Source organism: Nocardioides lijunqiniae, from assembly GCF_015024225.1.
Classification (GTDB): domain Bacteria; phylum Actinomycetota; class Actinomycetes; order Propionibacteriales; family Nocardioidaceae; genus Nocardioides; species Nocardioides lijunqiniae.
Genome location: NZ_JACJGM010000003.1, coordinates 12,626 through 24,784, shown reverse-complemented (window position 1 = coordinate 24,784; position 12,159 = coordinate 12,626). Strand labels below are relative to the sequence as shown.

The 12,159-nt window shown below is 72.2% G+C and carries 12 protein-coding genes; 8 read left to right on the top strand and 4 right to left on the bottom strand.

Annotation, left to right across the window (positions count from 1 at the left end; genetic code table 11):
- Nucleotides 1-68: 68 nt before the first annotated feature.
- Nucleotides 69-1,310 (bottom strand): cytochrome P450, encoded by a 1,242-nt coding sequence (locus IRQ30_RS24040; protein ID WP_193611476.1) that lies wholly within the window; start codon nt 1,308-1,310, stop codon nt 69-71.
- 174 nt (nt 1,311-1,484) lie between these two features.
- Here IRQ30_RS24040 and IRQ30_RS02455 point away from each other — a divergent pair, with 174 nt between their 5' ends.
- Nucleotides 1,485-2,648 carry a steroid 3-ketoacyl-CoA thiolase gene (locus IRQ30_RS02455; protein WP_193611475.1) on the top strand — a complete coding sequence of 388 codons (1,164 nt, stop codon included), beginning with the start codon at nt 1,485-1,487 and terminating at the stop codon, nt 2,646-2,648.
- A 217-nt stretch (nt 2,649-2,865) separates the two neighbouring features.
- Nucleotides 2,866-3,807, top strand: a complete 942-nt coding sequence (locus tag IRQ30_RS02450; RefSeq protein WP_193611474.1) for a type IV toxin-antitoxin system AbiEi family antitoxin domain-containing protein — start codon at nt 2,866-2,868, stop codon at nt 3,805-3,807.
- 104 nt (nt 3,808-3,911) lie between these two features.
- Here the strand turns inward: IRQ30_RS02450 and IRQ30_RS02445 are convergent, their stop codons facing one another.
- The 3 genes from IRQ30_RS02445 to IRQ30_RS02435 form a co-directional block, all read right to left on the bottom strand.
- Nucleotides 3,912-5,081, bottom strand: a complete 1,170-nt coding sequence (locus IRQ30_RS02445) for a phospholipase D-like domain-containing protein (protein ID WP_193611473.1) — start codon at nt 5,079-5,081, stop codon at nt 3,912-3,914.
- Between the two features lie 72 nt (nt 5,082-5,153).
- Nucleotides 5,154-6,044 (bottom strand): SDR family oxidoreductase, encoded by an 891-nt coding sequence (locus IRQ30_RS02440; protein ID WP_193611472.1) that lies wholly within the window; start codon nt 6,042-6,044, stop codon nt 5,154-5,156.
- A 10-nt stretch (nt 6,045-6,054) separates the two neighbouring features.
- Nucleotides 6,055-6,816, bottom strand: a complete 762-nt coding sequence (locus tag IRQ30_RS02435; RefSeq protein WP_193611471.1) for an SDR family oxidoreductase — start codon at nt 6,814-6,816, stop codon at nt 6,055-6,057.
- 64 nt (nt 6,817-6,880) lie between these two features.
- On the opposite strand from IRQ30_RS02435, the gene IRQ30_RS02430 reads away from it, so the two are divergent.
- From IRQ30_RS02430 to IRQ30_RS02405, 6 genes are all read left to right on the top strand, one after another.
- Nucleotides 6,881-7,678: an enoyl-CoA hydratase family protein gene (locus IRQ30_RS02430; RefSeq protein WP_193611470.1), complete on the top strand. Its 798-nt coding sequence runs from the start codon at nt 6,881-6,883 to the stop codon at nt 7,676-7,678.
- Nucleotides 7,675-8,556, top strand: coding sequence for a CoA transferase subunit A (locus IRQ30_RS02425; RefSeq protein ID WP_338089535.1), 882 nt, complete (start codon nt 7,675-7,677; stop codon nt 8,554-8,556). Before IRQ30_RS02430 ends, IRQ30_RS02425 begins: the two co-directional genes overlap by 4 nt.
- Nucleotides 8,553-9,335, top strand: a complete 783-nt coding sequence (locus IRQ30_RS02420) for a CoA-transferase subunit beta (protein ID WP_193611469.1) — start codon at nt 8,553-8,555, stop codon at nt 9,333-9,335. The genes IRQ30_RS02425 and IRQ30_RS02420 overlap by 4 nt, the downstream gene beginning before the upstream one ends.
- A complete protein-coding gene (locus IRQ30_RS02415) occupies nt 9,332-10,399 on the top strand; it encodes a nitronate monooxygenase (protein WP_193611468.1) in 1,068 nt (355 codons plus the stop codon). Before IRQ30_RS02420 ends, IRQ30_RS02415 begins: the two co-directional genes overlap by 4 nt.
- A 52-nt stretch (nt 10,400-10,451) precedes the next feature.
- The gene (locus IRQ30_RS02410; protein WP_193611467.1) at nt 10,452-11,189 is read left to right on the top strand and encodes a class I SAM-dependent DNA methyltransferase; all 738 of its coding nucleotides are present in this window, start codon (nt 10,452-10,454) and stop codon (nt 11,187-11,189) included.
- Nucleotides 11,190-11,262: 73 nt separating this feature from the next.
- Nucleotides 11,263-12,147: a hypothetical protein gene (locus tag IRQ30_RS02405; protein ID WP_193611466.1), complete on the top strand. Its 885-nt coding sequence runs from the start codon at nt 11,263-11,265 to the stop codon at nt 12,145-12,147.
- Nucleotides 12,148-12,159: the final 12 nt, after the last annotated feature.

The following is a 12,159-nucleotide window of genomic DNA, read 5'->3' as shown; positions in this document are numbered from 1 at the left end:
CATCGTGCCGTGGACCACCGTCAGGGGCGGTCCCGGGCCCAGGTGGGCGCAGGTGTGCCCCTGTGTGTCTAGGCGTACCTGACCTGCAGCTCCTTGAGGCCGTTGACCCAGGAGTGACGCAGTCGCACCGGGTCGGCCAGCTTGGCGATGTCGGGGGCGTGGTCGGCCAGCGCGTTGAAGATTACCCGGATCTCCTGGCGCGCGAGGTTGGCGCCCAGGCAGTAGTGCGCGCCGTGGCCGCCGAAGGCGACCTGCACGTTGTTCTCGCGGGTGATGTCGAAGCGGAACGGGTCCTCGAAGACCGTCTCGTCGAAGTTGGCGGAGGCGTAGAAGAGCGCCGCGCGCTGACCCTTGCGGATCGTCACGCCGTTGACCTCGACGTCGTCGAGCGCGGTGCGCTGGAAGACGTTGACCGGCGTCGCCCAGCGCACGACCTCGTCGACCATCGTGGCCGGGCGGTCACGCTTCCAGGTCTCCCACTGCTCGGGGTTGTCGAGGAAGGCGTTCATGCCGTGCGAGATGGCGTTGCGCGTGGTCTCGTTGCCGGCGACGGCCAGCAGGATGACGAAGTAGCCGAACTCGTCGTCGTTCAGGCCGCGCTCGCCCTTGTGGGCGTTGATCAGCTTGGTGATCAGGTCGTCGCGGGGGTTCTCCTTGCGGTCGGCCGCGAGCATCATCGCGTAGCCGAGGATCTCCGCGGCGGCGACGTCCTGGTTGCCGGCGAAGTCCGGGTCCTCCCCCGCGAGCATCTGGTTGGACCAGTCGAAGAGCTTGTGCCGGTCCTCCTGCGGGACGCCGATCAGGTCGGCGATGGCCTGGAGCGGCAGCTCGGCGGCGATCTCCTCGACGAAGTTGCCGGTGCCGCGCTCGACGGCGGCCTTCACGATGCCCTCCCCGCGGGCGATCATCGTCTCCTCGAGCTCGTTGATCGAGCGCGGCGTGAAGCCGCGGGAGATGATCGCGCGGGTGGCGGTGTGCTCGGGCGGGTCCTGGTTGATCAGGATCACGCGCTGCAGCTCGATCTGCTCGCGCAGCATCGCGCCGGGGAAGCGGATGATCGCGCCGTTCTCGGCGGTCGACCAGTTCTTGCTGTCCTTGGAGATCGCGGTGACGTCCTCGTGCCGGGTGACGGCGAAGTAGCCGGAGCCGGCCTCCTCGGCGAACCCGCTGGTCATCTCGGCGTCCTGCTCGACCCACCTCACCGGCGAGCTCTGGCGCGCGAGGCGGAACTCGTCGTGCGGGACGCCCCGGAGGTTGACGTCGGGATCGGTGAAGTCGAAGCCCTCGGGGATCACGTCGGTTGCGGTCACGGTTGGTCGCCTCTCAGATCTGGAACACGTTCTACCCCGGCGAGACTACATACTCTCGGTATATCCGGAAAGCCTTTCGTGCCGTGTCCGTGCTCGCGTCTGTGCCCGCGTCCAGGTCCGATCCGCCGGGACCGACCCTTGTCGGGCAACAAGAACGTGTTCTAGTTTTGTCCCATGGGCATCCCTGTGATCGTCGACGCCGTCCGCACCCCCCTCGGCAAGCGGAGGGGCTGGCTGGCCGGTGTCCACCCCGCGGTGCTACTCGGCTTCGCCCAGGCCGAGGTCCTGCGTCGTGCCGGCATCGACTCCGAGCTCGTCGACCAGGTGGTGGGCGGCTGCGTGACGCAGGCCGGCGAGCAGTCCAACGACATGGTCCGGCGCGCCTGGCTGCACGCCGGCCTGGCCCAGCGCACCGGCGCCACGGCCATCGACGCGCAGTGCGGCTCGGGGCAGCAGTCGGCGCACCTGGTGCACGACATGATCGCCGCGGGCACCATCGACGTCGGGATCGCGTGCGGCGTGGAGTCGATGTCGCGGATCCCGCTGGGCGCCAACGTCCCGGCCGGCATGGGCGACCCGCGGCCCGACGACTGGACCATCGACCTGCCCAACCAGTTCGAGGCGGCGGACCGGATCGCCCGCCACCGCGGTCTCACGCGCGAGGACCTGGAGGCGTTCGGCCTGGCCTCGCAGCAGAAGGCCCGCGCGGCCACCGACGAGGGCCGGTTCAAGCGGGAGATCGCGCCGTTCGAGGCTCCCGTGCTCGACGCCGAGGGCGCCGCCACCGGTGAGACCCGCCTGGTCGACACCGACCAGGGGCTGCGCGACACGACGCTCGAGGGCCTCGCCCAGCTGCGCGCCGTACTCCCCGACGGGCTGCACACCGCCGGCACGTCGTCCCAGATCTCCGACGGCGCCTCGGCGGTCCTGATCATGGACGAGGAGCGGGCACGGTCGCTCGGCCTCACCCCGCGGGCGCGGATCGTGACGCACTGCCTCGTCGGCTCGGACCCCTACTTCCACCTCGACGGCCCGATCGACGCCACCCAGCGGGTGCTCGACCGCACCGGCATGGCCATCTCGGACGTGGACCTGTTCGAGGTCAACGAGGCCTTCGCCTCCGTCGTCCTCTCCTGGGCCGGCCAGCACCAGGTCGACCTCGACCGCGTCAACGTCAACGGCGGCGCGATCGCGATCGGTCACCCCGTCGGCTCGACCGGCACCCGCCTCATCACCACCGCCCTCCACGAGCTCGAGCGCCGCGACCAGACCACCGCCCTCATCTCCATGTGCGCCGGCGGAGCCATGGCCACCGGCACCGTGATCGAGCGCGTCTGAGGGCTTGCGCCCGGTGGAGATTCGCCGGTCGACCGGCGAAACTCCACCTTGACCGCCGAAACTTGAGCGGTGCGCGCCAGTTTCGGCGGTCAGGATCGACCGTTCGTCGACGGCGCTCCGGTGCTCAGCGGCCCCACTAGGCGAGGCTGCGGCCCGCTGTCCACAGGCACTCGCCCGACACCGGCGGGCAGCGCGTGAAACGGGCAGGCTCCCCACCATGCTCGAAAATCTCGCGGACCCCCGCGGCGTCGTCCTGCGCAGGGACGTCATCGCGCTGGGGCTGAACGACAACTGGCTCGCCCGCATGGTCAGGGCGAAGGAGCTCGTCCGCGTGCGCCAGGGCGCCTACGCGCTGCACCAGCGTTGGACGGACGCTGCCAAGGTCGAGCGTCATCTCATGCTGGCGTCGGCGGTGCTGCGTCAGTACGACGACCGTCCAGTGGCGGCGTCCCACGTGACGGCGTGCGTGATGCAGGGCGGGCCCGCGTGGGGCTTGGACCTGAGCCGGGTCCACCTCACGAGCCTGCACGGGATCAGCGAGCGCAACCAGGCCAAGGTGGTGCACCACCGAGGGGTGTGCCTCGTCGGTGACGTAACCCGACGCGACGGGCACTGGATGACGACCGCCGCCCGCACGGCGCTGGACACGGCCTGCCTCGCCGGCCGGGAGGCCGGGGTGTGTGTGCTCGACTGGTACCTGCACGAGGGGCTCACCACCTGGTCGGAGCTGGTGACCACGTTTCACGCGATGAAGGAGTGGCCCGACACCTTGGGCCTCTACCGGACCCTGCACCTGAGCGACGGACGCTCCGAGTCCGTGGGCGAGACCCTGCTCCGCCTGCTGATCCGGGACCTCGGGCTCCCCACCCCCGAGCTGCAGTGGGAGGTGTTCTACCCGAACGGACGGGTGGCCGGCCGGGTGGACATGGCGTGGCCGGAGTACGGCCTGCTCCTGGAGTTCGACGGCCGAGCGAAGTACGCGCAGCACCGGCGGCCCGGAGAGTCCGTGGCCGACGCCGTGCTGCGCGAGAAGGAGCGCGAGGACCTGCTCCGCGAGCTGACCGGCTTCCGGATGATCAGGATCACCTGGCAGGACCTCGAGCGGCCTGAGGAGACGGCCCACAGACTCCGCCAGGCGCTCGCCCGGGGTGCGCGCTGACACCAGCACGCCGCACCTTGACCGACGAAACTGGACCCTGACCCCGTGAGTTTCAGCGGTCAAGGTCCAGTTTCGCCGGTCGACCGGCGAATCTCACGCAGGCGTCAGCTGCTGCTCTTCAGCTTCCAGACGGAGGTGAAGTAGGCGACGTGCGCGCTGTAGGCCTTGCCGGCGCCGACCTGGGCGACGAGCTCGTCGGCGGCGGTGGCGTCGGCGCTCCAGTTCTCGGAGCCGGTCCAGACGCGCCACTGCGGCTTGCCGTTGGCGCGGTACTTGGCGGTCATCATCTTGCTGTGCAGGTAGTGGTCGTCGTCGGTGGTCGAGGTGCCCTGGGTCCAGTAGGCGTTCTCCATCGGGATGCGCGCGGCCCGCAGGATGCGCTTGACGCCCGCGCCGAACGGCCGGCCGTGCAGCACCCACACCTTGGCGCCCTTGGCCTTCTTGGCCGCGAGGGCCTGGGCGATCGCCTCGCCGCGACGTCCGTAGAACGCGGCGTTGGCGACGCGGATCTCGGCGCCGGCGGCGGGGATCTGGCGGATCCGGCGGACGACGGGATCGCGCATCGTCGGCTTGTCCCACGGGCTGAACGTGAGTGCGGTGATCTTGCCGATCCGGACGTGGTCGAACGGCGAGGCGTGCTTGTCGCGCTTGACCTGCTCGTAGAACTTCGACTGGATCGCCGAGTAGACCTCGGGGTAGTCGACGAACTGGTAGCCGTCGTTGAACTGCGTCTCGTTGGCGCTGTCGGTCGCGTTGGCCGAGGTCACGATCGACACGAACCTCTGGGAGCCGGTCCGGCTGAACAGCCACGACTTCTGGTGCATCGCACCCGCCGAGGTGGAGGCCGTCGCCTTGCGGGCCGCACCGAGGCTCTTCTTCACGTAGGACCCGCTGCCGAGGCGCTCGCGGAGGTACTCCACCGCCTCGCTGTCCCAGGTCTTGGCCGCGACCAGCACCCGCACCCGCACGCCGCGCGCGTGGGCGGAGGCGAGCGCCTGCGCGATCGACACGTCGGTGAACGTCCAGGTGTTGCCGAGGATCACCGACCCACGAGGGGCGTTGGCGATGTTGGTCAGCACCGCCGAGCGGATCCCGTTGGCGCCGGGGCGCCCGAAGAGCGATCGCGCCGTGGGCGAGTACGCCGCCGCGGCCGAGGCGGTGACGGTCGACGCGCCGGGGGCGGCCGGCGCGGGCGAGGTCGCCGCGGAGCTCAGCCCCAGCGCGACGGACAGGGCGGTGACGGCGGCGGCACGGCGCGCGAGGTGTCGGGACATGCTGCCGGTGTGCCCCGAGGGGGACCCGGTCAAACCCCGCGGGCCCGCATCCGGCGGGCCGACGAGGCGCAGTCAGGCGCCGTAGACCGGCTCCGGCGCCGGGGCCTCGGAGAGCAGGTCGCGCAGCGCCGGGCCGACCTCGACGGCGTCCCAGCGCCGGCCGAGGTCGCGGGTGGGTCCGTGCGACCAGCCGTTCTCGACGGTGATCCGGCCACCGTCGATCTCGATGACGCGGCCGGTGACGTCGGAGGACTCGACCGAGGCCAGCCAGGCGACGACCGGGGAGTTGTCCTCCGGCAGCGCCATCGCGGAGGTGTCGAAGGCGCCCTCGGTCATCCGGGTGCGGGCCACGGGCGCGATCGCGTTGACCGTCACGCCGTAGCGGCCCATCTCCTGGGCGGCCACGAGCGTGAGGCCGGCGATGCCCGCCTTGGCCGCGGAGTACGTCGCCTGGCCGACCGAGCCCTGGAGCCCCGCGCCCGAAGAGGTGTTGACGACCCGGGCGGCCCGCTGCCGGCCCTCCTTGGCCTCGGCGCGCCAGTAGGCGCCCGCGTGGCGCAGCGGCGCGAAGTGTCCCTTGAGGTGCACGCGGACGACCGCGTCCCACTCCTCCTCGGAGGTGTTGACGAGCATCCGGTCGCGCACGAACCCGGCGTTGTTGACCAGCACGTCCAGCCCGCCGAAGGTGTCGACGGCCTGGCGCACCATGGCCTCGGCGTCCGCGAAGTCGGCCACGTCGGCGCCGTTGGCGACCGCCCGGCCGCCGGCCGCCTCGATCTCGGCGACCACCTGGTCGGCCGGCGACCCGCCCTCCCCCGGGCCCCGCTGGCCGGCCAGGGAGACGCCGTAGTCGTTGACGACGACGGCGGCGCCGTGCGAGGCCAGCTCGAGGGCGTGCGCACGGCCGATGCCGCGCCCCGCCCCCGTCACGATCGCGACGCGGCCCTCGAGAAGTCGGCTCACGGGTGCTCCTTCAGGACTGGTGGTGGACTGCGGACAGGAAGACGGGCGGCTCGCCCCCGCCGTGGCACTCGACCCGGGCGCCCGACACGTACGACGCCAGGTCGCTGGCGAGGAAGACCGCGACGTTGCCGACCTCGTCGGGTCGCCCCATGCGGCCGAGCGGGATGGTCGCCTCGATCGCGGCGACCCCGGCGTCGCCGCCGTAGTGGTCGTCGGTGTGGTCGGTGCGGCACAGGCCGACGTCGATGGCGTTGACCCGCACCCGCGGCGCCCACTCGATCGCCAGCGACGTGGTGAGCGAGTCGAGGCCGGCCTTGGCGGCGCCGTAGGCGGCCGTGCCGGGCGAGGGGCGCACGGCCGAGACGGACGAGATGTTGACGATCACGCCGCCTGCGGGCTGCTCCTGCATCACCGCGTTGGCGGCCTGCGCGCAGACCAGCGGCGCCAGCAGGTTCAGGCCCACGACCTTGTCGTGGAAGCGCGGCGAGGCCTGCGCCGCCAGCGCGTACGGCGCCCCGCCGGCGTTGTTGACCAGGACGTCGAGCCGCCCGTGGGCGGCGACGACCTCGCCCACCATCGCGGTGACCGCAGCGGGGTCGCGCACGTCGCAGACGTGGTGCGTCGTGCCCGCGGTCGCAGGCACGTCGGAGCGCGAGCAGGTGGCCACGATCGCCCCGGCCTCGAGGAACCGCCGGGTGATCCCGAGGCCGATCCCCTGGGTCCCTCCGGTGACGAGCACGACCCGTCCGGAGAGGTCCAACGCCAGCGCCATGCTGCTAGGGTACCAAGCAAACGTTAGGTTTGTATTCAGGCCCGCTCCCCACGAGAGAAGCGCCATGGCGATCACCTCCGAGCTCCGCGACGACGGCGTCCGCGTCGTCACGATGAGCCACCCGCCCGTCAACGCGCTCACGGTCCAAGGCTGGTTCGACGTCGCCGCCGCGATGGACGAGGCGAGCGCCGACCTCGACACCCACGTCGTGGTGCTGCGCGCCGAGGGACGCGGCTTCAACGCCGGCGTCGACATCAAGGAGATGCAGCGCACCTCCGGGTTCGAGGCGCTCCTCGGCGCCAACAAGGGCTGCTTCGCGGCGTTCAAGGCCGTCTACGAGTGCGCCGTGCCGGTCGTCGCCGCCGTCCACGGGTTCTGCCTCGGGGGCGGCGTGGGCCTGGTGGGCAACGCCGACTGCGTCGTCGCCAGCGACGACGCCTACTTCGGCGTCCCGGAGGTCGACCAGGGGGCGCTGGGCGCCGCCACCCACATGGCCCGCCTCGTCCCCCAGCACCTGATGCGCACCCTCTACTTCACCGCGCGCACGATCAGCGCCGCCGACCTGGTGCAGCACGGCAGCGTCCTGGAGGTGGTCCCGCGCGAGCGCCTGGACGACGCCGCGCTCGCGGTGGCCGGCGAGATCGCCGCCAAGGACACCCGGGTCATCCGCGCCGCCAAGGAGGCGCTCAACGGGATCGACCCGATCGACGTCAACAAGAGCTACCGCTTCGAGCAGGGCTTCACCATGGAGCTCAACCTCGCGGGCGTCAGCGACGAGCTCCGCGACACGTTTGTAGACAGGCAGAGCGTAGACAAGCAGAGCGTGGACAAGCAGAGCGCCGGAACGGAGAAGGTCACGTGAGCAAGGCACCCCGCGACAAGCGCATGACGATCGACGAGGTCGTCGCCGAGCTGAGGGACGGCATGACCATCGGCATCGGGGGCTGGGGCCCGCGGCGCAAGCCGATGGCGCTGGTCCGCGCGATCCTGCGCTCCGACCTCCGGGACCTGACGATCGTCAGCTGGGGCGGCGCCGACGTCGGCCTGCTGCTGCGCGCGGGCAAGGTGCGCAAGCTGGTCTACGCGTTCGTGTCACTCGACTCCGTGCCGCTCGAGCCCAACTTCCAGCGCGCGCGGCAGAGCGGCAGCATCCCCGAGGTCGTCGAGCTCGACGAGGGCATGTTCCAGACCGGGTTGCGCGCCGCGGCGCAGCGGCTGCCGTTCCTGCCGATGCGCGCGGGACTCGGCTCCGACGTCCTGGTCAACAACCCCGGCATCCGCACCGTCACGAGCCCCTACGACGACGCGGAGGAGCTGGTCGCCGTACCGGCCTTGCCCCTCGACGCCGCGCTGGTCCACCTCAACCGGGCCGACCGGCACGGCAACGCCACCTACCTCGGCCCGGACCCCTACTTCGACGACCTCTTCTGCATGGCCGCCGACCGCGCCTACGTCAGCGTGGAGCAGGTCGTGGACACCGCCGGTCTCACCGTCGACACGCCCGTCCAGCGCCTGCTGCTCAGCCGGATGATGGTCAGCGGCGTCGTGGAGACGCCGCACGGCGCCCACTTCACGACCTGCACCCCCGACTACGAGCGCGACGAGCGCTTCCAGAAGGCGTACGCCGCCGCGGCCGGTGGGTCCGACGACGACTGGGCCGCCTTCGAGGAGCGCTTCCTGTCCGGCGACGAGGCCGCCTACCAGGCGGCCGTCCGCGCCTTCACCGAGGAGCAGGCATGAGCACCGCCCCCGATACTGGCACCGACGCAGCCACCCGCGCGGACGTCTGCGCCGCCGCCATCGCCGACGCCTTCAAGGACGACGGTGAGATCTTCGCGAGCCCGATGGGCATGCTGCCGATGCTGGGCGTCCGGCTCGCGCGGCTCACGTCCAACCCCGACCTGGTCATCTCCGACGGCGAGTCGCTCTTCCTGGCCGGGACTCCCCCGCTCTTCGCCCAGGCCGACGTCGTCGAGGGCTGGATCCCCTTCCGCAAGGTCTTCGACGTGGTGGCCTACGGCAAGCGGCACGTGATGATGGGCGCGACCCAGGTCGACCGCCACGGCAACCAGAACATCTCGGCGATCGGCGACTTCGCCCGGCCGAAGCGGCAGCTGCTCGGCTCGCGCGGCGCGCCGGGCAACACCGTCAACAACCGCACGTCCTACTGGGTCCCCAAGCACTCGCCGCGCGTCTTCGTCGAGCGGGTCGACGTGGTCTCCGGGGTGGGGCCCGCACTCGCGCGACAGGCCGGCCCCGCAGCCTCCCGCTTCCACGACATCCACCGCATCGTCAGCAACCTCGCGGTGTTCGACGTGCGCGGCGACGGCGACACCCTGCGCCTGCTGAGCGTGCACCCGGGCGTCACGGTCGACGAGGTCCGCGAGGCCACCGGCTTCGAGCTCGCGGCCGGCGACGACGTGCCCGAGACGCGGCTGCCCACGACCGAGGAGCTCGTGCTGATCCGCGAGGTGCTCGACCCCAGGGCGCTGCGCCACCGCGAGGTGCCCGTCCCGTGATCGAGCAGCTGCTGCGGACGCCGTTCACCGAGCTGACCGGCGTGCGCCACCCGGTCGTCCAGACGGGCATGGGCTGGGTGTCGGGCCCCCGTCTCGTGAGCGGTACGGCGAACGCCGGCGGGCTGGGCATCCTGGCCAGCGCCACCATGACCTACGAGGAGCTCGAGCACGCGATCCTGGAGGTCAAGGGACGCACCGACCAACCGTTCGGGGTCAACCTGCGCGCCGACGCCGGCGACGCGGGCGAGCGCTGCGACCTGCTGATCCAGCACGGGGTCCGGGTCGCGTCGTTCGCGCTCGCCCCCAAGCCGGACCTGATCGCCAAGCTCAAGGACCACGGCGTCGTCGTGATGCCGTCGGTGGGCGCTGCCCGGCACGCCGAGAAGGTGGCGGCGTGGGGCGCCGACGCGGTGATGGTCCAGGGTGGCGAGGGCGGCGGCCACACGGGACCGGTCCCGACCACCCTGCTGCTGCCCACCGTGCTCGACGCCGTGGACATCCCGGTCGTCGCGGCCGGCGGGTTCTTCGACGGGCGCGGGCTCGCGGCCGCCCTGTCCTACGGCGCCGCCGGCGTGGGCATGGGCACGCGCTTCCTGCTCACCCAGGACAGCGCCGTGCCCCAGGCGGTCAAGGACCTCTACCTGCGCCACGACCTCACCGGCACCGTCGTCACCGCCAAGGTCGACGGCATGCCGCACCGGATGCTGCGCACGGACCTGGTCCAGGAGCTCGAGGAGACCGGCGCGGTCAAGCGGCTCGGCCCCACCGTGCGGCGGACGCTGGAGTTCAAGCGCACCAGCGGCCTGTCGTGGCTCGAGCTCGCCAAGGACGGTCGGGCCATGAAGAGGGCGCAGGGCCGCACGCTCGCCCAGATGACCCTGGCGGCCAACACCCCCGTGATGCTCAAGGCCGGCCTGGTCGAGGGCGACACCGGCGCCGGGGTGCTCGCCTCGGGGCAGGTCGTCGGCGTCATCGACGACCTGCCGACCTGCGAGGAGCTCGTCGACCGGATCGTGCTGCGCGCCGTCGAGGAGCTGCGCCGCGGCTCGTCGTACGTCCTCTGACGGCGACGAAACCGGTCGACAGAGGGCGGCTCGCCCGGGCAGGCTCCTGACCATGGTGAGCAGCGACCTCTGGGACGAGCGGACCGCGGAGCGGTACGACGCCGGCGTGGCCTCGATGTTCGAGCCGGCGGTGCTGGACCCGGCGGTGGCGTTCCTGGCGCGCCTCGCGGGTGACGGCCCCGCGCTCGAGCTGGCCATCGGCACCGGCCGCGTGGCGGTCCCACTGGCCGCCCGCGGGGTGCCCGTCAGCGGCATCGAGCTGTCCGCGCCGATGGTCGGCGAGCTGCGCCGCAAGGTCGACGCGAGCGCCGTCCCGGTGGCCGTCGGTGACATGGCGACCACGAGGGTGCCCGGCGAGTTCTCGCTCGTCTACCTGGTGTTCAACACGATCGGCAACCTGCGCACCCAGGACGAGCAGGTCGCCTGCTTCCGCAACGCCGCCGCCCACCTGAGACCCGGCGGCCGCTTCGTGGTCGAGGTCGGGGTGCCGCCGCTGCGGCGGCTGCCGCCGGGGGCGGTGGCGGTGCCGTTCGACGTCGGCGATGAGCACCTGGGGTTCGACACCTTCGACCTCGTGACCCAGCAGGGGGTGTCGCACCACTACCGGCCGGCCGAGGCCGGCGCCGACGCCTACGGCGCCCACCACTACCGCTACGTCTGGCCCTCCGAGCTCGACCTGATGGCGCGGTTCGCCGGGATGGAGCTCGAGCAGCGGGTCGCCGACTGGGACGGCAGCGCGTTCACCGCCGACAGCGAGAGTCACGTCTCCGTCTGGCGCACCCCGCAGTAGGCCGCGTGTCGGCCCGGAGAGGGCTCCGCCCCGCGGCTACGGTCGTCGTCTTCCCCCTCCGAGGAGCCTCCCCATGCGCTCTCGCGCCCGCTCGACCCTGCTCTCGCTCGCCCTGACGTCCGCCCTCGCCGGCACCCTCGCCGCGGCAACCCCGGCCTCCGCGGAGCAGTCGCTGCGCGGCGGCGCCGCCTCGGCCAGGGCCGGCCAGGTCTGCAAGAGCGGCGTCCTGGGGCAGGACACCGCGGGTCACCTCACCCAGCACGTCGTCCGCAACGGCCGCATGATCGGCACTCGCCGGACCACGGCACCGCTGCCGTTCACGATCACCGCCCTGGGCTACGTCGACGTCCGCGACGGGATGGCCCGGGTGTCGGCGACCACCACCGACGGGACGCGGATGATCCGGTTCACCGAGCCCCGGCGGCGCCCGGTGCTGAGGGTCACCGCACGGCGGCTCGCGCCCCAGCGCCTCTCCCCCGCCCTGTTCACCGACGCCTACGGCTACTACGCCTACACCGTCGACGACGCCGGCGTCCTGCACCGGTGGACGCTCACCCAGCGGCGCGACGGCTCGCTGGCCTACGCGCGGCGCCTCCGGGTGGCCGGTGGCCTGCAGGGCCTGACCGCCCTCACGACCGCAGCCCTCCGCGCGGCGCCGCGCGCCGACCTCCTCTACGCCGTCACGGCCCGAGGCGCGCTCAGGCTGCTGACGGTCCCCCACGCCAAGCCGCGCACGATGCGCGCGAAGACCCTGAAACGACGCGGGTACGCCGGCGTCACCGAGCTCGCCAGCGGCTTCTGCACCGGTGACGACCGCGGCGCCGTCGTCGCGCTCGACCCGGTCGCCGGCACGGCGACCTGGACCGTCGTGTCGCGCCTGACCTCGGGTCGCGCCGTGGCACGAGCGAAGGGCGAGGTGCGCGGGCGTGCCGACTGGCGCCTGCACGGCGTGATCTGAGCCGCAGCAGAC

Excerpts from the sequence above, each read along its gene's own strand:
- IRQ30_RS02430 (WP_193611470.1), top strand. The coding sequence starts at position 6,881 with ATGGCGATCACCTCCGAGCTCCGCGACGACGGCGTCCGCGTCGTCACG.
- IRQ30_RS02420 (WP_193611469.1), top strand. The coding sequence starts at position 8,553 with ATGAGCACCGCCCCCGATACTGGCACCGACGCAGCCACCCGCGCGGAC.
- IRQ30_RS02410 (WP_193611467.1), top strand. The coding sequence starts at position 10,452 with ATGGTGAGCAGCGACCTCTGGGACGAGCGGACCGCGGAGCGGTACGAC.
- IRQ30_RS02405 (WP_193611466.1), top strand. The coding sequence starts at position 11,263 with ATGCGCTCTCGCGCCCGCTCGACCCTGCTCTCGCTCGCCCTGACGTCC.
- IRQ30_RS02445 (WP_193611473.1), bottom strand. The coding sequence starts at position 5,081 with ATGTCCCGACACCTCGCGCGCCGTGCCGCCGCCGTCACCGCCCTGTCC.
- IRQ30_RS02455 (WP_193611475.1), top strand. The coding sequence starts at position 1,485 with ATGGGCATCCCTGTGATCGTCGACGCCGTCCGCACCCCCCTCGGCAAG.
- IRQ30_RS02435 (WP_193611471.1), bottom strand. The coding sequence starts at position 6,816 with ATGGCGCTGGCGTTGGACCTCTCCGGACGGGTCGTGCTCGTCACCGGA.
- IRQ30_RS02450 (WP_193611474.1), top strand. The coding sequence starts at position 2,866 with ATGCTCGAAAATCTCGCGGACCCCCGCGGCGTCGTCCTGCGCAGGGAC.